At 59.4% G+C, this 19631-nt stretch carries 24 protein-coding genes; 6 read left to right on the top strand and 18 right to left on the bottom strand.

Annotation, left to right across the window (positions count from 1 at the left end):
• From DOS48_RS20625 to DOS48_RS20575, 11 genes are all read right to left on the bottom strand, one after another.
• On the bottom strand, window positions 1-1410 hold the full coding sequence (locus tag DOS48_RS20625; RefSeq protein WP_127118863.1) for a hypothetical protein: 1410 nt from the start codon (window positions 1408-1410) through the stop codon (window positions 1-3).
• Window positions 1407-2009 (bottom strand): hypothetical protein, encoded by a 603-nt coding sequence (locus DOS48_RS20620; protein ID WP_244629387.1) that lies wholly within the window; start codon window positions 2007-2009, stop codon window positions 1407-1409. The genes DOS48_RS20625 and DOS48_RS20620 overlap by 4 nt, the downstream gene beginning before the upstream one ends.
• 208 nt (window positions 2010-2217) lie before the next feature.
• Window positions 2218-4062 (bottom strand): hypothetical protein, encoded by a 1845-nt coding sequence (locus tag DOS48_RS20615; protein WP_127117531.1) that lies wholly within the window; start codon window positions 4060-4062, stop codon window positions 2218-2220.
• Window positions 4059-4478, bottom strand: coding sequence for a zinc ribbon domain-containing protein (locus DOS48_RS29380; protein WP_244629386.1), 420 nt, complete (start codon window positions 4476-4478; stop codon window positions 4059-4061). Before DOS48_RS29380 ends, DOS48_RS20615 begins: the two co-directional genes overlap by 4 nt.
• Window positions 4475-4726, bottom strand: coding sequence for a hypothetical protein (locus DOS48_RS20605; protein WP_127117530.1), 252 nt, complete (start codon window positions 4724-4726; stop codon window positions 4475-4477). The genes DOS48_RS29380 and DOS48_RS20605 overlap by 4 nt, the downstream gene beginning before the upstream one ends.
• Window positions 4726-5100 (bottom strand): hypothetical protein, encoded by a 375-nt coding sequence (locus DOS48_RS20600; protein WP_244629385.1) that lies wholly within the window; start codon window positions 5098-5100, stop codon window positions 4726-4728. The genes DOS48_RS20605 and DOS48_RS20600 overlap by 1 nt, the downstream gene beginning before the upstream one ends.
• Before the next feature lie 53 nt (window positions 5101-5153).
• Window positions 5154-5393: a hypothetical protein gene (locus DOS48_RS20595; RefSeq protein WP_244629384.1), complete on the bottom strand. Its 240-nt coding sequence runs from the start codon at window positions 5391-5393 to the stop codon at window positions 5154-5156.
• A 47-nt stretch (window positions 5394-5440) separates the two neighbouring features.
• Window positions 5441-5968 (bottom strand): hypothetical protein, encoded by a 528-nt coding sequence (locus DOS48_RS20590; protein ID WP_244629383.1) that lies wholly within the window; start codon window positions 5966-5968, stop codon window positions 5441-5443.
• A gap of 2 nt (window positions 5969-5970) precedes the next feature.
• On the bottom strand, window positions 5971-6420 hold the full coding sequence (locus tag DOS48_RS20585; RefSeq protein ID WP_127117529.1) for a hypothetical protein: 450 nt from the start codon (window positions 6418-6420) through the stop codon (window positions 5971-5973).
• A gap of 37 nt (window positions 6421-6457) precedes the next feature.
• On the bottom strand, window positions 6458-6928 hold the full coding sequence (locus DOS48_RS20580; RefSeq protein ID WP_127117528.1) for a hypothetical protein: 471 nt from the start codon (window positions 6926-6928) through the stop codon (window positions 6458-6460).
• A 1-nt stretch (window position 6929) separates the two neighbouring features.
• Window positions 6930-7457, bottom strand: a complete 528-nt coding sequence (locus DOS48_RS20575) for a hypothetical protein (protein ID WP_210755411.1) — start codon at window positions 7455-7457, stop codon at window positions 6930-6932.
• 419 nt (window positions 7458-7876) lie between these two features.
• Here DOS48_RS20575 and DOS48_RS20570 point away from each other — a divergent pair, with 419 nt between their 5' ends.
• Together DOS48_RS20570 and DOS48_RS20565 are read left to right on the top strand one after the other, a co-directional pair.
• The gene (locus tag DOS48_RS20570) at window positions 7877-8065 is read left to right on the top strand and encodes an AbrB/MazE/SpoVT family DNA-binding domain-containing protein (RefSeq protein WP_127117527.1); all 189 of its coding nucleotides are present in this window, start codon (window positions 7877-7879) and stop codon (window positions 8063-8065) included.
• A 117-nt stretch (window positions 8066-8182) separates the two neighbouring features.
• Window positions 8183-8746, top strand: a complete 564-nt coding sequence (locus tag DOS48_RS20565) for a type IV pilin (RefSeq protein ID WP_127117526.1) — start codon at window positions 8183-8185, stop codon at window positions 8744-8746.
• A 158-nt stretch (window positions 8747-8904) separates the two neighbouring features.
• Here DOS48_RS20565 and DOS48_RS20560 read toward each other — a convergent pair whose 3' ends face one another.
• The 4 genes from DOS48_RS20560 to DOS48_RS20545 form a co-directional block, all read right to left on the bottom strand.
• Window positions 8905-9510, bottom strand: coding sequence for a site-specific integrase (locus tag DOS48_RS20560; RefSeq protein WP_127117525.1), 606 nt, complete (start codon window positions 9508-9510; stop codon window positions 8905-8907).
• A 148-nt stretch (window positions 9511-9658) separates the two neighbouring features.
• Window positions 9659-10330, bottom strand: a complete 672-nt coding sequence (locus DOS48_RS20555) for a hypothetical protein (protein ID WP_127117524.1) — start codon at window positions 10328-10330, stop codon at window positions 9659-9661.
• A gap of 81 nt (window positions 10331-10411) precedes the next feature.
• Window positions 10412-11590 carry a hypothetical protein gene (locus DOS48_RS20550; protein ID WP_127117523.1) on the bottom strand — a complete coding sequence of 393 codons (1179 nt, stop codon included), beginning with the start codon at window positions 11588-11590 and terminating at the stop codon, window positions 10412-10414.
• Between the two features lie 107 nt (window positions 11591-11697).
• Window positions 11698-12909: a DNA cytosine methyltransferase gene (locus DOS48_RS20545; RefSeq protein ID WP_127117522.1), complete on the bottom strand. Its 1212-nt coding sequence runs from the start codon at window positions 12907-12909 to the stop codon at window positions 11698-11700.
• Between the two features lie 240 nt (window positions 12910-13149).
• On the opposite strand from DOS48_RS20545, the gene DOS48_RS20540 reads away from it, so the two are divergent.
• The 4 genes from DOS48_RS20540 (at window position 13150) to DOS48_RS20525 (ending at window position 15683) form a co-directional block, all read left to right on the top strand.
• A complete protein-coding gene (locus DOS48_RS20540) occupies window positions 13150-14148 on the top strand; it encodes a Cdc6/Cdc18 family protein (protein ID WP_394353606.1) in 999 nt (332 codons plus the stop codon).
• 58 nt (window positions 14149-14206) lie between these two features.
• Window positions 14207-14470 carry an AbrB/MazE/SpoVT family DNA-binding domain-containing protein gene (locus DOS48_RS29375; RefSeq protein ID WP_127117521.1) on the top strand — a complete coding sequence of 88 codons (264 nt, stop codon included), beginning with the start codon at window positions 14207-14209 and terminating at the stop codon, window positions 14468-14470.
• Between the two features lie 107 nt (window positions 14471-14577).
• The gene (locus tag DOS48_RS20530; protein WP_127117520.1) at window positions 14578-14895 is read left to right on the top strand and encodes a hypothetical protein; all 318 of its coding nucleotides are present in this window, start codon (window positions 14578-14580) and stop codon (window positions 14893-14895) included.
• Window positions 14895-15683, top strand: a complete 789-nt coding sequence (locus tag DOS48_RS20525; RefSeq protein ID WP_127117519.1) for a DNA adenine methylase — start codon at window positions 14895-14897, stop codon at window positions 15681-15683. The genes DOS48_RS20530 and DOS48_RS20525 overlap by 1 nt, the downstream gene beginning before the upstream one ends.
• A 133-nt stretch (window positions 15684-15816) precedes the next feature.
• Here DOS48_RS20525 and DOS48_RS20520 read toward each other — a convergent pair whose 3' ends face one another.
• Genes DOS48_RS20520 through DOS48_RS20510 form a run of 3 tightly spaced genes read right to left on the bottom strand, consistent with a single transcriptional unit; the run spans window position 15817 to window position 19429 of the window.
• Window positions 15817-16512, bottom strand: coding sequence for a DUF6339 family protein (locus DOS48_RS20520; protein ID WP_127117518.1), 696 nt, complete (start codon window positions 16510-16512; stop codon window positions 15817-15819).
• Window positions 16512-17537 (bottom strand): hypothetical protein, encoded by a 1026-nt coding sequence (locus DOS48_RS20515; protein WP_210755409.1) that lies wholly within the window; start codon window positions 17535-17537, stop codon window positions 16512-16514. Before DOS48_RS20515 ends, DOS48_RS20520 begins: the two co-directional genes overlap by 1 nt.
• Window positions 17537-19429, bottom strand: coding sequence for a hypothetical protein (locus tag DOS48_RS20510; protein WP_127117517.1), 1893 nt, complete (start codon window positions 19427-19429; stop codon window positions 17537-17539). Before DOS48_RS20510 ends, DOS48_RS20515 begins: the two co-directional genes overlap by 1 nt.
• Window positions 19430-19631: the final 202 nt, after the last annotated feature.

Genomic DNA, 19631 nt, shown 5'->3' with positions numbered 1-19631 from the left:
TCATTTGGCGCTCACTCTCCGAACTTCCGGCGAGATGATGCGGAGCTTCCCCGGAACCTTGTATCGACGAGGAAGGTCGTCCCAGCCGAACTCGGTGTACTGGCCGCTGGTCCAGAACAGACCGCGGCCGAGCTTCCAGGTCGAAGTCATTTCGCTGCTCATCGGCGGTCGAACACCGATGATCTCGTCGCTACCCGTCGGGTTGTCGGTGCCAGAGAGCGTGACTCCCCAGCGCATTTTCTTTCGAATCATCCACGAGATCTCTCTCGGCTTCTGTGTGAGCAGCACGAACGACAGCCCGTTCCGGCGGAAGTCGACGTACTGTTGGCTGACGGCGTCGATTTTTGTCGAGAGACCGCCGTTGTCGTTCGAGGCGTGGTGTTTGAACAGGTTGCTCGCCTCGTCGCAGACCCACGTTGTCCGCATCGAACGCTGCTCGTTGACGTTGTGGTGGACGAGCCAGCTGAACCACCAGTGGCTCGTCGGCGTCACCTCCTCGTCGTCGAGTTCGGGATCGTGTTTCGCTCGGTCAGCTTCCCAGACGCTGGTGTACTCAAGCGGCGGGCACTCCGACGCCTGCCGAGTAATCCGCTCGCAGCCCCGGAACTTCGGGTCGGGGTAGACGACGTGAAAGGCACCCGACATGAGCACGTTGTTGTTGAGGTCGTCGAGGTCGCTGTACCGCTCGACTCGCCAGACGATGTCTTCGAGGTCGACCTCGATCGGCTCGAAGTCCGTCTCGGCGAAGCCTGAATCGTCCTCTGGCGGTGCGAGTTGTACCTTGAACTCGACACCTTCTGGCAGACAGACCACGGCCCACGGGGCAAAGGGGAGCCACTCGGTCCGCTGGGGCGTTCCGCGCCAGACGACGGCCTCGCCGTTGACCTCCATCCAGCGTGCGATAAACGTCGACACACTGGTGGTCTTCCCGCGACCCATCGGCCCGTGAATCAGGGCATCTGAGCCGCCAGTCGTTTCAAGCTCGCTGTCGTCGACGGGCGTGTCCGGGTCGGTCAGGTACTCGAAGACGCCTTTGCGGGCGTCGGAGAGACCGCTGAAGTCCTCGAAGTCGAGCCGGAACCCGTCCATGTCCGATGTGTGGACGATGGCGTCGAGCATCGCCCGCGGGTGGCGAAGCGTGCTGTGTGGCGGTGTCCCTTCGACCGGATCGGGCGTCCGCTCCAGTCGCTTGAGGAGTTTCGGGAACGGCGTCATCTCCATGTGCCGAACCAGGTTCTCGCCGATGCTGTGCCGTCGCTTGTCGTTTTGGACCTCCCGAGTCGCCTCGATACTCGTTGCCTCAAGCCCTGACAGCCACTCGTACAGGTACTCAGGGTCTTTAACGACCTCAAGCATCGAGTCTGCCGAGTCCACCGGGATGTCATCCGGGATGTTTGCAGAGTTGCTCACGATAGGTTCCCTCCAGTAGACGATGCGACTCGCCCGCTCGGCAGCTCCTCGGCGTTCGAGGAGGCCGTTCGGAGCGCACTGTTCCACGCCGGAAGGACATCCTGTGAGAGCATCGAGTCGAGGACCGCGGTCTGCTCGTTCGCGAGCGCTGTCCACCACTGGCTCATCGGGTTGCAGACCGTCGCGGTGAAGTCGCGCGAGAGGTGTCCCGAGGCAGCGTACGCGACTTCATCCGCCCACTCGACCGCGTCCGCCTGCGATTGGACGCCCTCGTCACCGAACGGTTCTCGCAGGGCTCTGTGTTGGTCGATGACGCGCTGGTGGAGCCGCGGGCGCATCGCGATGAAGCGCTGGCGGTCGGTGTGGCGGACGCCGTCCTGATCGTCAGTGAAATCGTTCGACTGCGCTCGGATGACGTCGACAGCTTTCTGAAACGCTGGCGAGAGGACGTCCTGAATGATGCGCGTCCGCTCAGTGCGGGCTTCCGACGGTGACGGCGCCGTGTCTCCACAGATCGCCTCTCGCTTCGCGTGTGAGTCGAGACACGCCGCGACGGTCCACTGGTCGTTGATGAGGTGACTGAACCAGTCGTCCGGCACGCGGCCGACAGAGATCGCAGCCGCGACGTGCGACCACACCAGCAGTTCGTGCCGGCTTTTGAACCCGGAGCGAAGCCGTGCTCGAACGTCTCGCTGCTGCGCCCGAAGCGTGGGGAGCGCGGGAACGTGGGCCGACTCGGCAGTCTGCTCGTCGTCTTCGCGCTGGATCGAGATGATCGATCCGAGCGGATCGGGGGAACTGGCGGAACTAATCGTCCGCCACCCCCGAGTCGGTGTCCGCGTCGATCTCCCACGGTGCCGGGGCGTCGCCGTCGCCGCCATCATCGTCAAAGCCCGAAGCGGCGTCGACATCGTCGGCCATGTCGGTGCCGAACATGTCGTCCATCTTCTCGGCCATCTCCTTTCGCAGCGTCTGAACCGTGGACTGTGCGCGGTCGAGAGCCTGCCAGTCCATGTCCTGAATCTGCTTGTGGAGGTCCTCGAACGTGCGTCGAGCGACGTACTCCTGTCGCTCGGTCGCGACCGTCGCGCGGACGTCGCTGTAGTGGTACGGCGCCGGCTCGACAGACATCTTCCCGTCGACGGCGACTGTTCCGGCGATGAGAACCGGGAGCAGCGCGAGCGTGGAAGCGACGAGTTGCGCGCCGAAGACCGCCATCCCAGCGAAGTAGGCGATTGCGCCACCGCCGACCGCCACACCGAGGAATGACCAGTTGAGCTTCTTCGAGACGTTCGACAGACTCATCGAGATGGCAGCCGGAAGGGCTGCGATGCCGTCGCCCTCCGGCGGGTCCTCAAGCTCGTCGTCCTCGACGTCCACAGTCAGCGACGGCGAGAACGTCAGCGTCGCCGGCGAATGGGTGAGCACCTCATCGCTCGTCGGGTCGACCTCGTACATCCGTTCGAGGTCGGAATCGGCGTCGCCTTCGTCGACCGTCGTCAGGTCCTCTCGGGGGACAGCCGCCGGGTCCGCCCAGTAGCGGGCGATCATGGCGGAGAGGCCCTTCGCGGGGGCGTAGAGCGTCCCGCCGCGGTTGACCACCGTCTTGATCCGGTTCGGAACGAGTCGGCTCGAAGCTGCTTTGTCGCCGGTCGGCGTGACCGCGTTATCGTCGAGGCGTCGCTGGAAGAAGCCCGCCTTCTCCGCGTCGGCGTCTCGGAGCCCGAGCATCAGGATCAGCCCGATAAGCCCGACGACCATCCCAACAACGGCGGGCGCGTTCGCGAGGACGGCCGCGGTCGCGAAGGTCGCGAACCCGGCCGCTCCGATGAAGATCACGCCGGAGAGAACGAGCCAGAAGCCGAGCGGTTTCTGCGCGCCGATCACGATACGGTCGAACACGTGGTCGGCGATCTTCCGGCTGACAAACAGCGAGGCGAGCGCTGGGAGCAGGATGTAAATCCCACCCCAGCGGAACAGGTCGCCCTCAGAATCGACCGTGAACGCCGGTGACTGCGCCAGCGGGTTGCTCTGGTGTTCGAATCGCCAGCGGGCGCCGTCGACGAGTTCGCCGTCGCGCTCAAGCCACATCGACACCTGAACCGTCTCGTCGAAGTGCGGCTGAAGCGAGATGCGCGACGCATCTCGCCCCTTCTCGACGTCGATCCCGACGCGCTGCACCTCCTGTCCGGCCGCGTACGTGCGCTGCTGGCCGTTCGGTCCCGTTGTCGTCTCGGGCGTCCAGTAGACGAGTACAACTTCGTACTCGCCCACAGCCTCGACGTACGCGCTGGTCTCGAAGGTCAGCGTGTTCGTTTCTACTCGCGTCGACGATGTCAGCGGCTTCTTCTGCGAGTTGATGAGCGACAGCGAGGAGTACTTCACGAACGCGCCGCCGGTGCCGAGGCTCCGTTCGGAGTCGATCGTCACGGCCTCGGACGTGCTCGGCGGTTGCTTGCCGCTGCGGCGGAGTTCTTCGATAGTGAACGGTCCGGGTTCTTGCCACGTCGCGTTCCCCTCGGTTTGTGCGAGCCCGTGGGCCTCCACGGCCGCCGTGGCGTCCGTCTGTGGGCTCACGGCGGCGCCGGCCACCGGCACGAGCGCACTCGCGACGAGAAACGCGGCGGTCGCGACGACCCACGCGTGTCTCATCGGGCCTCCTCGTTTGCGTCGCTCTCACCACCGTCCGTCGCCGGTGCCGGAGCGCGTTCAGCCGAATCTCGGCGCTCTAGGTCTTCGAGTCCGACCGGCCGGAACCGCTCGTCGACGCGCTCGTCGATCGGCGGTGCCGCCTCGATCTCGTCGAGGCGCTCCCCGCAGGTCGCACAGAACCGCTCGCCCGTCGCGTTCACCGAGGAGTGGCACCTCGGACACATGTCGTAGCGCGAGAGGTCGCGGAGAGCGTACAGGCAGACTCCAGCACCGGCTCCAGCAACCGCCACAACACCGGCATCAGCGAAGACGCCGAGGGCTGTGACGCCGAGAGCCGCGGAGTAGAGCGCGTACGCCGTCCCACTCGGTGCATCAAGGAACCACTGCCGAACCGTTCGACGAGTAGAGAGCTTCATTCGCCACCTCCGTAGAGGTCCTCGAACACGAGCCAGTTGTTGAACGCGTAGCCACCCACGAATCCGAGAACCGCGACGAACGCGACCGGAAGGCTAGAGACGGCGATTCCGAACACCGCTGCGACGCCCATCATAACTGCCATGAAGGCGTGGTCTCCGCGCTTCTCATGGCGTTTCTCGACTTCGATGAACGGTGCCGAGCGGGTCAGGGAAACGCTCCGAACCTCTGGAGGATCACCCGCTGACATCAGTTGTCATCCTCCGTCGTCAGGTACGATGCGAACATCCACGCGAGAACCGCGACGACACCGACCGCCGCGAGTTCACCCCCGGTGAGTTCGAATCCGAGCCCTTCGAGTGCGATGACGCCAGCGCTGCCGCCGACGAGCCCGCCGACCGCGGCGGCGCCGATCTCCCAGACTGCCGGCCCGAAGTACATCCCGCCGACGAGCCCGCCGGCGCCGAGAACACGCTCGGCGTTCGCGACGCCGAAGATGCGTTTGAACGCCTTCTTCGGGTACATGACGAGATACGCCAGTACATCGGTGTACTCGCCGATGACGTACGCGAAGCCCGCGATGACCATCCACCCGAGGATGGCTTCCATGCTCATCGCCGGCATCTACACCGCCTCCGTTGACCGCTCTGTGCTGTCTGTGTCCGTGAGTTTATGTTTCATGAGTCTTCGATCGAATCTTCGAGGTCGTTGCTCGCGTCCCACAGAAGTTTGATGAGGAGGATGGCGCCGGTGATGACCACCGCCTGCGTCCCCCAGCCCTCCGGGAGCGGACTTGATTCGCCGAGCGTCGTGAACAGCGACGAAATGTAGAACAACTGGTTGATGTTCGTCCACGCGTAGAGCGCAAGGCTGTCGACGAACGGTATGTTGAATACCGCCGCGACAGCCCCGAACAAACCAGTTACCACCGCCGCTGGGCTTTTGAGTGCGTCCGGTGCCATTGTCAGGTTCCGAGTATCCCCGCGAGTCCCGGCACCGCGTCCGCGATGACCAGGATGATTCTCTGGGTCGTCCACGCGAACATGTACACGACTACGACGACCTCTCCAGCCAGGATGATCGGCGCGAGCGGGCCGCCTGCCGATGCGAAGCCTGTCCCCGCGTCGACGAGCCGTGAGAGGAGTCCGAGAAGCCCCGTGCCCTCTATCGCGGACCCGCCGATCGTCGCCCCGATGCTCACCAGCTTCGTGCCGATGAACAGCGGGACGTCTGCGATACCGAACGTGCCGGTGAGACCCGGCTCGTCGCCCTGGAAGACGAACGTGATCAGGTCCAGAACCGTCACGACGACGTTCTCAAGACCGCGAAGTAACGGCGAGAGAATCGCCCCGAGGATGAACCCCTGTGGCGAACTCGCAAAGCGCTTGAGCGTGAGCGGCAGGGTGAATCCGTTGTCGGATCCTCCTGAAGACCCACCCCCTCCGTCAGTAGACGAGGACGCACCGCTCCCGCCATCAGGTGTCGTTCTCACGTTCACCCACCCCCGAACAGCCTCGATGCCGACGCCTGTAGGCCGACCGAGAGGATGTACACGCTCGCGAGCACGATCGCCGTGTTGACTGGCAGCGCGAAGATGCCAAACTGCGCCGAACTGTAGCTGAAGGCGTTTCCGTACGCCGTCGACACGCCGCCAATAACGACGTCTATTACACCGGGGACGTAGTCGAGCGGGACTCCGGGTCCGCTACTCGTCTGAACAGAGCCCTCTAAGAACGCTTCGAACCCGCCAAAAATCGATATCCACGCGCCCGTAACCGCAGACACGACATTTGTTACCCCCGCGACTACGGTCGCGATGATCGAGGTGAGTATCGTTTGGCCGAGTCGGCCCCAATTCACGGGATTCGACACGCTCAGAATCGGGATGTCGCCGGACGTGTCGCCGTTGATGAAACTCAGGAGGCCGTCGCCGCTGCTGCTCACCGGCGAACACCTCGTTGAGCCTGCGGCGACGACGAGCTCATTGGTCGTCCGTCGCCTCCTCGTCGGCCCCGATCACCGGCACGTCGAACGGCAGGCCGGGGAAGAGGTTGCCCGTCTCCTCCTCGTCGAGGAACGTCGCGAGGAGGTACAACGATGCGAGCGCGAGCGCGACCGTCAGTGGGAGCGCGAGGATGCCGGCGATCGTCTCACCGAACACCGCCATAATCGCGTTCTCCGAGATACGCGAGCCCGCCTCGATCAGCGCTGCCGGCCCGGTGAGGAGTCCGTCGAACAGCGTCGAGATCGACTCGCCGGCACCCTCGAACGGCGCCGTCGCGAACTGCGTGATTGCGTTGATGATGTCGACGATCGCGATGAACGGCGACGTGATCAGGCCGACTACCGACGCACTCAGAACGGTCGATGGCTTCCCGCCGTTAGAGAGGTAGCTCGCGATACCGTTCAGCGTATCCACGCCGCCACCGTCCCCAAGCGAGAGGGTAGCCATGTTATCCCTCCAGCGCGTTCTTGAGCGGGTCTAGGAAGCCGGCCACGTAGGCGCCGCCGATGACGACTAAGCCGATGAGGAGGTTGGTGGGCGTGAACAGCCCGCCACCACCAACGCCGGCGAAGGCGCCGCCGCCCCCGGTCGCCTGGTTAACCGTCGTCCCGATCTCGATGTTGTCCGCGGACTCCTCGTCGGAGTCGCTCGCGTCCTCGGTGACGAGGACTCGGTACGAGTCGTACTGCTCCGAGTCAACCGTGAATGTCTGGCGCGCCGTGTCGTTCTCGTCTACCGACGAAATGCTCCCAGAGTCGACCTCAGTCGAGAGGCCGTCAGAGATGCCGTAGACGGTGTAGTTGAGGTTGTCCCCCGAAGTGTTCGTTACTTCGAGGTAGACGCTCTCGGTGTCGCCGTCAACGGTCACTTCCTTGTCCGCGAGTTCAGCGCTGGACTGTGCGACTGCGGGTACCGCCATGGATGTCAACACCGCGAGCGCCAGTAGCGCCGCGAGTCCCGCCTTTTTGATGTTCATGCGCTACCTCCGTAGCCACCGCTACTGCGAATCTGTGTCATTGGATTTCGAAAATGCCCGTTTCCGGCGGGCACGCCGTACTTTTCAGCCAGTTCTTTGTCGAGCGGGTAGCGCCTGCGGAATTTCTTGAGGTACGCTGCGAACGCTTCCGAGACTGCGATCCCTTCCGAGATACGACTCACTCGTCGGCCCCGTGGTTCCGCCAATCTATCCACCGCTCCGCCTCGCTGTCGGGCTCTTTCTGCGAGCCAGTGTCGTCGTCGTTCATACTTTCGACAGCCGAACCGATCCGACGGCTCGACACCTGGATGTCGCGGCGCCGTCGTCTAAATCACAGAAAATTGGGAGGTTTTGGGGGTCTATCTAAGGGATTCTGGTGGGTTCTGCCGATTTATATCCCGACCGACGGGTGAGTACGTATGGGCATTCAGAACCGGTTTGCCGACTGTCGCACCGCACAGGAAGGAGACGGTAGCGTCACCGTGACTATCCCGCGACCGCTCGCCGAGGAGTGGGAGATCGAGCAGGGGGATCAGATTGCATTCTATGCAGAGGAGGGATCAGAGACAGCAGAGATTCGACGGCCGGCGAAGCGCAGCGACCGATAGGCTGTCGCGCTTCTGGCGAAATACACAAGATGTGATAAGGCCAGCGTGCGATATGTGGAGGGTTCGCTCAATAGTGAGTTCCAAGGCTATTTTAGCCAGCAGGATGTAATATAGATAATGTGTAAACAGGATCGTGCGGTTACTCCTGTTATTTCGACCATTCTTATGGTCGCAATTGTGGTTGTACTAGCTGCAACGGCTTCGGTGCTTTTCTTTGATGTTGCAGAGAGTGTTAATGACCCTGCCCCAAATGTTGGAGATACAACCGGTGTATTCGAAGCTGGCGGCGAGCTTGACCAGCAAGTTGTGTCGATCACACACATCGCTGGAGAGGATATTGCCCTTTCTAAATTAGAGATAATCGTTCGTGCTAGTGGCGACAATATGGATGACACACAAGTTCGGTTGGTGAATCTCCCACCCAGCTCTTTAAGCTTTGACGCTGACTCCTACGAGGGTAACGACAAGTTAGCTTCTGGATACGGTGTCACTGATGGAGTTCTATTTGATGACAGTACCACCTGGACTACTGGAAGTAATATCAAATTTCGAATACCAGTAGGGGCAGCAGACTTCCGTAGTCCACCAAATAATACAGGGCCGGAAGCTGACAAACTTGAAGTTGTAATTGTACACACCCCTTCAAAAACGGTTATCTCCGAGAGTACGTTCAGACCATAGTACCAGCAAGGGTTCAATTGGTTTTTTCTAGATCACCGCATTTGCCACTGTATACGCGCGTTGTACTCCGAAGGACGCTGAAACCTATCTCTGGCAGAGGGATTCAGCACTCTGGCCGTTCTTGGATTGGCTCTAACCGGCCCATGGTAATTCTGTGTTTACTCAAAGCCAGCCTCCTCAAATGCTTCATTGACGACCTCAGGCGTCGGCGCGTTCAGGTATGGCTCGATCGCCTGAAACGAGTCCCACCCGCCGACGGTCATGACGACGCGCGGGTTCATGTGACGGTCTACGAGAAGCCGCTGTGCGAAACGGCGCCGGAGATCGTGGCTCGACACGTGGCGGAAGTCCTCGTCACCGGTCGCGTCAGCCGCACGCTCAGCCGTGCGTTTGACCACGGCCCGGACACCGCTTTCGGAGAGATCCACGATCGGCTCGTGGCGGCCGACATCCTCCGAGCGGACGTACCGGTGGATGTCGCCCTCGACCTCTTGCGGGAGGTAGGCGTCGCGAGGCTTCCCGCCGCTCCCGGTCGTGTCCTTCCCCTCTGGCACGCGGAGTCGGAAGTGGTCGCCGTCGGGAGTCCGCTTCACGTGCTTGGGAGTAACCTGCGGGATCTCGAACGCGCGTAGCCCGACGAACCCGCCGAGCTGTATCACGAGGTCGTCGCGGTGACTCCCGGCGGCACGACGGAGCGCCTCGAGGTCGTCGTCCGTGAGCCAACACTTGTACTGGTCCGGTTTCCCGGTTGCCTCTAATCGCATATGAACTTCCAAAAGAAGGTAGCACTTAGTACGGCAGAACCGACGCGGTCTCAGGCGTGATCAGGGGTGGTTTGGGGGGTTCGTTGACGACTTGTTCTAGAAGTCGGCAGTAGCACTATCATTGTTCTAGATTTCACAGCACGTTGGCTCACTCTTCGAAGATCGCGTCTAAATCAAAAGTGACCATTCTTGGATTGGTGATATTCGATCGCGCTTCTTTGATATGTGACTCAAGAGATTCCAATTCTGGTATATCGGATTCAGAGTAGATTTTCAGCAGTATGTAGATTAGCTCCAGAACTAATCCATCAAGATGTGAATGCTGATAGGTGTGATATCCAAGATGGGCTTCATTGTTCCGTTGATCACGAATTATCTCAAGAGTCTTAATCAGGATACCTAGTTGCTCAGAGGGCATTTTTGAGGTGATATCAGCGATTAGTATCTGTTTACAGTCACAGTATGATGGTGTCTTTTTATTCTTCTCCAATATTTTGACAAATTTTTCCGAATCCACTTTGAGATGGACTCCACTCAATAATATCTCGACAGCCACACCATAGGCGATCAGTTCAACGATTGGATCTGGATCACCAAATCTCACCTCTTCTCTAGCCAAATTACTCGCTGCAAAGTCGGCTAATTTGGCACTCCGCTCAAACAACCTTTGATGAGGGGGTGTCTCAATATCTTGGAGTTCTTCCGGAGGTTCATACTCGTCACAGTACCATGCTTTGATTCGCTGATCTCCTAACTCGTGTTTCCTCAGAATACTCTGGTGAATACCATCAAGTATCTGTGTAGGTGATTCGCTTGTCATACGGCCTCAAGTTGATGAAAATAGTACTGTTCTTCTATCTGAATAAATTAGTGGTGTACGGTACGAGGAGACATTGCTAGTTTAAGATTGATCGTCAGAATCTTCGTAGAGATGGGCCAAAGCGGTGTTCTCCGGATCGATCGATTCCACGAATCTCAGCAGCCGTTGTACTCCTGCCGGATTCTCTTCGATGTTGGCGAAGAAGTGGACCATTCCGTGTAACGCCCGGTTTTGCTTATGATAGTCCCATATCTGGAGTTGTGATTCAAGATCCTCATCAGAGAGAACCTGAACACCGGCATCTTCGAGGGTCGCGCGAGCGTCGTCAGTGATTCGACGGCAGATTGCGATCGCGATCGCCGTCGTGTTTCGAGCCACTTGCATCATCGTGCCGAGTTCGGAGTCGACGTTCGAACCGTCGATATCTCTATCCTTGACTTCGACGGAAATCATCAAGTCCGGACCGTAGAACCCGTCTATATCGCCGTATCGATTCTGTCGAGACGATCCTGTACGGACCTTGCTCGCGCGGAGCGACAGATGCGGCCACTCCGCTTTCACGTATCCGTAGCAGAGGGCTTGATACGCGGATCCGCCCTGTTCTTCGGGAGCGCTACGATCGTACTCGGTCAGCACGCGGTGGAACGGGTTTGGGAAGGGCGGCTGTCGCTGCTCGTACTCCTTCGATTCGAGGCGCTCTAATCCCAGATCGAACAGACATTGGGCGGCGACGAATCGCCCTCGGCGAGAGAGGCGGAACGCTCGCTCGAGCATATGATCGTATCGTTCCCACTCTCCCGTGTGGTGGCCCGGAGAACTCGGGAAGTTGGTTCGGCCGAGATCCTCGCGAAACAGGTCGATCAGGTCGTTGTGATACGACCGGATTCCCTCTTTTGTATCTCCCCGCTTGAGGGTCAGAGAGGACTTCGCGGTGCTCTCGTAGCGATCGAGGATATCGCTCCTCCCGATGGACGAGTCGTACCCGTCCAGCCACTCATCCGTGTCGGACAGCTCTTCGGCGAGAATCACGAAGTCGATCGCAAGTCCGAGCGTCCCCTTCGAGCTCTCGAAGTGCCGGCCAGCCTCTTCGAGGAGATCCTCTATTTCCGCTTGCTCGTCTACGGAGATCTCGGCGTCAGCGTCGGTGTAGTCCGCCAGCGTCGAGCCGTCGCCTTCGTATCCCGGTGGGAAGTGCTCGGTGAGGAACGTCCGGATGACATCGTCTTCACGCTCCGTGCGAACCTCAGTCCGGTCGCTCATTTTGGTTATCTGATTGTGAAATAGACAATCATAGAAATGTTTCCATCGACTCGGCGATGGCGAGACCACTGGTAAAGTAACTACAGCGGCAGAATCGGAGCAGACGTTCAGTCCGCGAAGTCGAGGGTGGCCTGTTGAGCGTGACCGCCGATATCAGCCTTCTGCTCTTCAAACTCGTCTATTTCCATGCCACCGCACCGGAGCTTGTAGATGCGCTCCTGTTCGTGTTCGGCGAGTTCCTGTTGATAGACGCTCTGTTTGAGGTAGTAGCCGACTGCCTCCCCGAGGTACGGCGGCACAGCGTTCCCGATTTGCTGTCGGACCGAGACCAGCCCGCCCTCGAACCGGTACGAATCCGGGAACGTCTGTAGTCGAGCACCCTCGCGCGGGGTGAGCCCCCGGTTCTGGAACGGGTGGATACACCGGGCGCTGGAGGGCTTCGACATGTTCGAGGTGATCGCGACGGCGGGCTCCTGAGAGTCGAGCCGAGAGTAGGAGTTGTGGTACCCCGAGGACGGCTGGAGGTCGTCGGGGATCGCGGTCCGGTTCCCTCCGTCAGGAATGTGATCGATCATCTCAACCATGTCCTCCGAGTGGCTCGCCGCCTGGTGATGGGTGAGCTCTGTCGTGTCACCGCGGAGGCCCTCCTGAATCACCGTCTTAGGTTCGGCATCGTACTCGGTGATCTGCTCACCGGGACCAACCTTGGGGAGATCTCCGATTCCGTCGATCACGCCAGGGGTGTCCACAGGGTCGATCTCGAAGCCCTCGAACGGGTGTTCGGTCGCGGACTTCTCGGTCGCGAGGACGAGCAGCCGGTGTCGCTGTTGTGGGACACCGAAGTCAGACGCCTTCACGATCCGGTGGCTCACGTCGTAGCCCATCTGGTCGAACGAATCCTGTACCGCCTCGAGGAACTTTCCGTCAGCAGTGTTCTGCATCCCCCGGACGTTCTCGAACAGCGCGGCCTTCGGGTTCAGCTCGTTAACCCACGAGATGAAGTTGACGAACAGGTGGTTCCGGTCGTCAGACCCGTCGGGGCTCACGACTTCTGAAAAGCCCTGACACGGTGGGCCACCGGCGACGAGGTCGACGCGATCACGACCGACGACATCCTGTACGTCTTGGTTGTCGATATCGCGAATGTCCTGCGTCAAGTCTTCGGGTTCGAGATTGTCTCGGTTGTTCGCGAAGGAGGCACGGGCGTCTGCGTCGACTTCGACCGCGTGAACGAGATCGAAGCCGGCACGCTCGAGACCGACAGACAGCCCGCCGGCGCCGGCAAAGAGATCGACGTAGGTCAGATCCGTGTCTCCCATCTGTATCGAATCTGGCTCCGTACCGTATTTAATCATTGGCTCTACGGCTTCTGTCACCGGTCTCAAGGATCTGTGTTTGGCTCTAAAACCAGGAGGTATCGACTGTCTCCTTCGACTAGGATCATCCGGAACCGTCCGGAACACTCGGGGGTCGGCTTATGTACTCGTACCGAGACCGACTAAGACGTGATACGCGACGGAGACGTGGTACGCAACGGAGCGGTCTTCGAAGAGGGACACTTGCCCGACCCGATCGTCGACCGAAACCGGCACATGAACGAAGTGACAGACGCTCTCGCACCGATCCAAGACGGGTTTCGCGCAGAGAACTGCTTTCTGTTTGGCCCCTCCGGTGTCGGGAAAACGACGGTCGCGAAAGCCGCTGTTCGCGAGCTCCGACGAGAAGTTCTTGATGTCCCCTACGCCTACGTTAACTGCTGGAAGTACTACACCAGAAACGCGGTACTCGACCAGATATCCCACGAACTCGTCGGCGCCGCGATGCCGCGATCGGCCTCAACGAGTCGGCTCATCGACCGCATCAAGGCTGATCTCCACGGGCCGGGCGTCGTCATCCTCGACGAGGTCGATCAGCTCCGCGAGACGAAGGTGCTCTACGACCTCCACGATATCCCCGGACTCTCGTGGATTGGTATCGCAAACCGGGAGGTCGATCTGCTCGCAGACCTCGACGATCGAATCACCTCTCGGATCAGCGTCGCCTACCGCGTTCGGTTCGACACCTACGGCGAGGACGCGATCACGGAGATTCTCTCCCGGCGAGCTCGCGAAGGACTCGGACCGAACGCCGTCGACGAGGACGTGCTTCGGCGCATCGCCCGCCTCTCCGAAGGAGACGCGCGGCAGGCGATCGCGGGGTTGCGTGTCGCGGCGCGGATGGCCTCCCGCGAAGGACTGGCCGCGATTCCGGGGCGACTCGTCGAGGACGCGGTCGCCGACGCCGAACGCGAGGTTCGGCAGAAGACGATCTCGAAGCTGAACACGCATCAGCGTGCGCTGTACGAGGTCCTCGCCGAGGAGGACGGGCTCATCCAGAAAGAGCTGTACGCGCGGTACCAGGAGGCGCACGACGACCCCGTGACGCTGCGGTACCTCCGCGAGAACCATCTGCCGAAGCTGGAGCACTACAACCTCATCGACATCGAGCAGGATCGTGGTTCGAAGCGGTACCACCTTGTCGGTCCCGAAGGCTCCCAGACGAACCCCAGCCCCTGCTGACGAGAACAGTAGCGTGAGGAACGCTATTTTATCCGTAACGGATTCCTTACGACCACATATGGGTGGCGAGAGGATAGACTCCGAAAGCAAGGTCTCGGGGAATCAAGCGAACATTCCTGCCCGCATCCGCCACGAATTGGACATCGACGACGGCGACACGCTCCGCTGGCACATCGAAGGCGACGGCGTTCTTCGCGTCCAAGTCGTCCATCAGCGCACTGGAACGTTCAGCGACTTCAGCGGGTATGACGGAAGTGAGGAGACCGATGTCGCGAGCGAGCACCGTTCTATATCTCACCATCCTAGTGACCCTCCGGAATAGCGTCCGGAAATCGGAGAATTCCCACACAGCTCACGGGTTCCCCGCGTTCGGAACCGTGCGGAACCTCGCGAGTCAGTCTAAACAACGGCCGACGACCAGCGCAGGGTATGGCTTCGAAGCAACCAGCCCACAGCGGCAGCGCGCAGACGAAAGAGTTCGACATCAGTCTCGTCGGCGAGCGGATTCGTGGCCGGAGCCCGAATTACGCTCGCGCCGTCGTCAGCGTCGACGCAAACCACACACTCCGCGTTGAGATCGAAGCGGCGAACGAACTGAACTGGGAGCTCGACGCACGGATGGCTACCGGCTCGCTGGAGATCCTCCGTGCGTTCAACGACGGCAACGGCGTCCCCGACGACGTGATTCCCAACTGGGTCGAGCGCGTCGCCCGCATCGTCGGCGAGCGCCTGGTAGGGGATCGGTGATGGCGGACGCCGTTTTCCCCTACCCCGGTGGGAAGAGTCGCTTCGCGTCGTGGATCCTCGATCAGGTCCCGGAGCACACCTGCTTCGTAGAAGTGTTCGGGGGCGCCGCTGGCGTGCTCGCGAACAAGGACCCGGACACGAGCACGGTCGAAGTGTACAACGACCGCGACGGCGACCTCGTCCAGTTCTTCGAGGTCCTTCGCGACCGCTGCGAGGAACTGGTCGCGTGGCTCGACCGGACGCCGTACTCGCGTGAGCTCCACGGCGAGTGGGCGCACAAGCTCTTCCACGGCTACCGGCCGAGCGACCCGATCGAGCGTGCCGGTCAGTTCTTCTACCTCCGGTACACCCAATGGGGCGGGAAGTACGACGGCCCAGCCGGGTTCGGGACCTCGAAGGTGTCGAGTCGGGCGCTGTCGTACGCGAACAAGGTCGACCGCCTCGACGAGTTCGCCGAGCGGTTCGGGGACGTGGTCGTCGAGAACCTCGACTGGGCGGACGTCTTCGAGAAGTACGACAGCGAGGACACCGTGTTCTACTGCGACCCGCCGTACGTCGGCTACGAGGACTACTACCTCGTGAACACGATCGACCACGAGGCGCTCGTCGACGGGCTCGCGGGACTGGAGGGCGACTGGATCTGCTCGTACGAGGACCTTCCGGGAACGTTCGAGGACGTGTACGTGATCGACCGCGACGAGAAGCGGTTCATCAACAGCGGGAAGCGCGGATCGGCGAAGGACGCGAAAGAGCGGTTGGTGATGAACTTCAAGCCGGAGATGATCTAACTGTCTACAGCAGGGCGTTTTGATTTCCTATCTTTACACAGGCGACAGAAAACCGAGACACCAATGGAGCGGAGCTGACGGCTGCCTCCAGTTTATTTACTCTGTCTACCTGTCAGGTGAGTAGCTGGCACTATCACCTTATGTCATCAAGGATACGGTCCATCACTCGCTCTATGTCATCTTCGTCAAGCCCCTCTAATTGGAGGTTCGTGAGTGCGTGGTTGAACCGACGAGTCGATTCGTCTACGACATCCGAAGGTTCGCCGATCAGTTTCTCAGAACAGACCTTCGCAGCTGGTTCATAGCGTGCGAACCACCGGTCGAATATTTTGTTCGCCAGTGTCTGGTTTGAGAGAACCTCCTCAGTCAGTGTGTAGTCGTCACCCTCGCGAGTGAGTTCAGCAATCCACCAGAGACGGTGGAGTGCGTTTGAGTAAATGTCCGTTCCCGCACCGAGGAACTTCTCTGTCATCGCCTTCTTGCTAGTGAACTCCCATCGATGACGAACGAAGTCCGGGTAACGGACAGTCGCAAGATAGTGCCAAACTCCAGAGTCTGCCGCAACACGCCGAGACATATTCAGCGACGCTCTGACCGCAGGTGCCGCCGCGGCGTCAATTGACGTGTCGAACCGATCGTACGAGCTAACTATTGATTCTAATTCATCATCCAGCTGGCTCAACTGGACCTGCTCGCCCGAGGGCTCAAGTTCAAGATACTCTGCGAGCTCGTCACCCGCGATCACCTGTCCCTTGGTTCCCTTGAGGAACTCTTCCCCGATCAATCGTCGTCCATCAGCAGTCAGTCGGCGTAATGGTTGTTCGCTCATTATATTTGAAGCCCTTCCTCAATGAGGTTGATCAGCTGATCTCGCGGATCAATATAGTCCTGAATCGCTCCGTCCAGTCGTTCCATTAGAACAGCGACCCCCTCTGGATCGTTGAGTTCTTCTCGAAGTTGAATCGACGCCTGCGTGACATCTTCCTCGTCAGTCAAGTCTCGAGCGAAGATATTGAGTACTGCTCTTTCCCAGTCGTGTCGGGGCTCGCCCTCATCATCAACATCCGAAATTGCTCGCACTACAAGCTGGGACCAGACACCTTGCTGAATCTGATCGAGCACAACATCGCGCATTCGAGCTTCCGCACCGACTGAGCCATTTGCGTGGAGTATGTCTACTATACGGCTGTGGTCGCTGTTAATCCAAAGTTTTGGGCTGTCGACCTTCCGGAAGTCTAGGTGGTATAGGCGCTTCTCACCGGGGAGGTGATCATGCTCACTAAACTCGGCCTCTTCACCCTCAATAAGACGACTCCCGCTCTCTTCCTCTTCATCAACGACAACTGTCCACGGTTCACCACTCGCTAGCCTGACGTTTGGAGTCGTCGCAAACTGACCGTCACTATCGCCTTCAAAAGAACGAACAAGAAACGGGAGTAGCTGAACCTTACCCCGGAGATCGTTGCTCTCTAGCGAAATCTCAACTTCATGGACACCTGGGTCAAGACCTCCTTCTGTTTCACTGGTACCCACGTCTACCCGGTCTCTGTAAATGGTTTCTGGGCACCGAACTGCCACATAGAGTTTCCCAGGAGGAGAGGAACGTTCATCCGGCGGATACACGGATTGTACTACGTCTTCGGGGAGATTTACCTCCCCACGGAGCGTAGCGTGCTCCCAAGGATCGCTCTCGTTGATCGCAAGGTCAACTGTTAAATTGTCTTGTTCCTGATCAAGCTCAACCGGTTGCTCGTCTTCTAACTGGTATTCCTCTATTTGAAGTGAGAGCCCATTATCGCGGTACGGGTAGGGGAGAGCAGTCTGACGCAGCTTTTGACTCTTAGAGTCAACCATCACTCGTCACCCCCAAGTCGGACCTCAGCGTCAACTTCCAGTTGAGTCTCACCGACTGAACCGTCGAAGAAGTCCGCGTGACCGATTGAACGAGACGCTCCACGAAACTCTACCCTTCCTACTCCCGGCGAAGCTCTCAGAACCATCGCTCCGTCTTGCTCAACGACGTCTACCCCCTCAACGTCAACCTCGGCCGATTCTAGCGGTACTTGCCGATACTTCGTCCCGTCTTCACCGACTCCAGTAAGAGATATCTGGGCCGTCCAGCCGGAATGGTCGTCCGCCTCGGGTTCCACACTCCCACTGAAACGCCAGCGGTCCCGTTCGAAGAACGCCGTACCGTCCAGTTCAAATGATTTTGAGTTGGCCGGTGAGCTGGAACGACGCCCCTGCCCGTGTATTGGAAACTTCTTCAAGACGTTCTCAGGTAAATTACGATCTCCTCGTCCACCTCGTGAGACGAGGTTCCGAAGCTCCTCCCGGATGTCTGCCTCAAGATTTAGGATTGCCTTCCGATAACCCTGCATATATTGCTCTTTCAGGTTCTCTGTTGAGCGCCACTCGTCATGTTCGGGCGGTTCGGCGAATCGGAGGAATCGGTCAATCTCCTCGTCCGATCTTCGGGGAGCACCAGTTGACCGGGCAGTACCAGCCGCTAAGACTGCGAAAAAGTTCCGGTCCCCGAAAGACACCCGACTCTGGTCGTAGTACTTCACTACCATTCCCGAGCCCCGGAACATAGCGACGTGGTTCCGTAGGGTGGGATCGTCAACAGGCGAAGCTAGGCGAGCTGCGAGCCTGACAGGCCCGCTCTCACTCTGTGTTCCGTCGTCCCTCTTCGGGAGTTCTACCTTGATGTCGCGTCCCGCAACATCGCCGGGGGTCTCAAGTCCCGTCTCGCCGTTGTATCGGTTCGCGTAGGCGTCAACAAACGGCTGTACTGCCGAGTGATTGTCTACGTCAACCTCTGTCGTCTCAGAACCCACCTCCACGTTTACAACGAGATCGTTCCGGTACATTGCGGGCCAGAAATACTTCGCGGCGGCGTCAACGAGCTCTTGTCCGAGACTCTTGAGGCTCGGCGTGCGATCTCGTGCTGGGTCGCGGAACCCTACGACCATCGCGCTAGTACCCGGAGTGGTTGGCCGGTTAACACCGAGCCGCTCGGCTAGTGATTCAGCCGTTGAGCCCCACAACGAGCGAGGCTTGGGGTCTTCCTCCGAGTTGTCGATAGTACAGAGCCAACCTGCTCCTTGGTACTCCGTACCGTCTTCATCCAAGCTGTGCGTCGGAAGCTTTGTCCGGGCAATGAGCCGTTGACGGAATCCCCGTTCGGAAGGTTCGCTTAGATACGAATTGAATACGACAGTAGATGCCCCCGAGAAGGTCCAGAGAACCGACTTGCCGAGGCCATACGACCCACCGGCTGTCTCGTCCTGTTTCTGACTGTAAAGCTCGTCCCGGACGAGCGCTGCGTAGTTCGAGTCCTCATCCCAGTTTCCAGTGAGTCCAGTTGTGTTTCTATCTTCAACGATGAGTATACGAAGAGAGGGATCTTCATCCTCCAACTGCTCCTGAAATTGTTGGAACCCTCGACCTCTATCGGACCTAGCTACGGCACCAATACGGTCTCGTAGCCCGCTCTCCCAATTGATCGCTTCAAGAAACTCATGAAGTTCGTCACCAGAAAGCTCCACCAAGCGGAACGTCACCTCAACCGGCATATCGTTCGGCAGAGCTTGGTCATTCGAGTTTTGCAGGACCTCTCGGACGAAGCTCTCTGTATTATGGTCAACCGCGTGTTTAGTAGGGTCGCCACCGAATCGAGGCGCACTCTGTCCGCCGTCGTAGAAGTGCCACTTCGCTTCTTGCGCAATATTATTCATATCCATGAATCAGCTTACTAATTCTTCGGACGTTGACTCACCGTCTCCGGCCTCATGTCATGATAGATGCTTCGACGTAGCGGGAAATATTGGTCAGTCATGTCTTGTATTGCTAATGTATCGAGGGTGGTATTATCGCGTCGATTTGAGTCGGAGAAATGACTATTATTCTCCCAGGCTCCACAATCTTGAGAGTCCCCGAGAGATC

Origin of the sequence: Halorubrum sp. PV6 (assembly GCF_003990725.2) — an archaeon.
In the GTDB taxonomy this organism is placed as follows: domain Archaea; phylum Halobacteriota; class Halobacteria; order Halobacteriales; family Haloferacaceae; genus Halorubrum.
Note: the sequence above shows the minus strand (reverse complement) of the source record. Positions and strands in the feature narration are given on the sequence as shown.

Coding starts and splice junctions, on each gene's coding strand:
- DOS48_RS20615 (WP_127117531.1), bottom strand. CDS start 4,062: ATGAGACACGCGTGGGTCGTCGCGACCGCCGCGTTTCTCGTCGCGAGT.
- DOS48_RS29380 (WP_244629386.1), bottom strand. CDS start 4,478: ATGAAGCTCTCTACTCGTCGAACGGTTCGGCAGTGGTTCCTTGATGCA.
- DOS48_RS20605 (WP_127117530.1), bottom strand. CDS start 4,726: ATGTCAGCGGGTGATCCTCCAGAGGTTCGGAGCGTTTCCCTGACCCGC.
- DOS48_RS20600 (WP_244629385.1), bottom strand. CDS start 5,100: ATGCCGGCGATGAGCATGGAAGCCATCCTCGGGTGGATGGTCATCGCG.
- DOS48_RS20580 (WP_127117528.1), bottom strand. CDS start 6,928: ATGGCTACCCTCTCGCTTGGGGACGGTGGCGGCGTGGATACGCTGAAC.
- DOS48_RS20575 (WP_210755411.1), bottom strand. CDS start 7,457: ATGAACATCAAAAAGGCGGGACTCGCGGCGCTACTGGCGCTCGCGGTG.
- DOS48_RS20570 (WP_127117527.1), top strand. CDS start 7,877: ATGGGCATTCAGAACCGGTTTGCCGACTGTCGCACCGCACAGGAAGGA.
- DOS48_RS20565 (WP_127117526.1), top strand. CDS start 8,183: ATGTGTAAACAGGATCGTGCGGTTACTCCTGTTATTTCGACCATTCTT.
- DOS48_RS20560 (WP_127117525.1), bottom strand. CDS start 9,510: ATGCGATTAGAGGCAACCGGGAAACCGGACCAGTACAAGTGTTGGCTC.
- DOS48_RS20555 (WP_127117524.1), bottom strand. CDS start 10,330: ATGACAAGCGAATCACCTACACAGATACTTGATGGTATTCACCAGAGT.
- DOS48_RS20550 (WP_127117523.1), bottom strand. CDS start 11,590: ATGAGCGACCGGACTGAGGTTCGCACGGAGCGTGAAGACGATGTCATC.
- DOS48_RS20545 (WP_127117522.1), bottom strand. CDS start 12,909: ATGGGAGACACGGATCTGACCTACGTCGATCTCTTTGCCGGCGCCGGC.
- DOS48_RS29375 (WP_127117521.1), top strand. CDS start 14,207: ATGGGTGGCGAGAGGATAGACTCCGAAAGCAAGGTCTCGGGGAATCAA.
- DOS48_RS20530 (WP_127117520.1), top strand. CDS start 14,578: ATGGCTTCGAAGCAACCAGCCCACAGCGGCAGCGCGCAGACGAAAGAG.
- DOS48_RS20525 (WP_127117519.1), top strand. CDS start 14,895: ATGGCGGACGCCGTTTTCCCCTACCCCGGTGGGAAGAGTCGCTTCGCG.
- DOS48_RS20520 (WP_127117518.1), bottom strand. CDS start 16,512: ATGAGCGAACAACCATTACGCCGACTGACTGCTGATGGACGACGATTG.
- DOS48_RS20515 (WP_210755409.1), bottom strand. CDS start 17,537: ATGGTTGACTCTAAGAGTCAAAAGCTGCGTCAGACTGCTCTCCCCTAC.
- DOS48_RS20510 (WP_127117517.1), bottom strand. CDS start 19,429: ATGGATATGAATAATATTGCGCAAGAAGCGAAGTGGCACTTCTACGAC.